This window comes from Vibrio sp. Y176 (assembly GCF_033438945.1).
In genome coordinates this window covers 1-556 of record NZ_JAWOQS010000982.1, presented here as the reverse complement: position 1 = coordinate 556, position 556 = coordinate 1, and the positions used below count along the sequence as shown (strand labels likewise).

Below are 556 nucleotides of genomic sequence, written 5' to 3'. Positions count from 1 at the left end.
CAACGCATAGTGAAAATGCCACGCGTTGCGAATCCCTCTTGAACAGTTTGTTAGGTGCGTAGCCAAAGTTGGTAAAAGTCTGTTTCATCGTGCTTGGGATTCTTGCGCACGAACTCCCAACCATGGCGCTTGTAGAATGTGAGAGCTCTATGGTTAGTTCGGCTTACTGAAAGTACAGCACGCAAACAACCCGCTGTACTCAACGCGCTTACAATATAATCGTGCAATTTTGCAGCGAGTCCTGAACCACGAAAATTCGGCTTTAAGTAAATGAGATGCACATAGCCAGTCTCCGGCTCGGGTGAAAAGCTACGAAACTCTAACTGCCCTGCAAACTGACCATCCACAAATATATGGATATAGAACCATCCTGATGTTGCTAGCCGGTCTAATACTCGTTCACGATAACCACTGATGAAGTCGTCGAAACCATCGTAATGCCCAAAACTACAAAAGTATGCATCTTTTCTCGCAGCTACGCACAATTCGAAATCATCAATGTTTATCTGCTGAAAAGCAATTTCCATACTTACCTTTTCCTTCAAGCACCTAACGC

At 44.6% G+C, this 556-nt stretch carries 1 protein-coding gene; it reads right to left on the bottom strand.

Annotation, left to right across the window (positions count from 1 at the left end; all coding sequences use genetic code 11):
* Positions 1–50: 50 nt before the first annotated feature.
* Positions 51–527, bottom strand: coding sequence for a GNAT family N-acetyltransferase (locus R7O13_RS29760; RefSeq protein WP_039485639.1), 477 nt, complete (start codon positions 525–527; stop codon positions 51–53).
* Between the last annotated feature and the right edge of the window lie 29 nt (positions 528–556).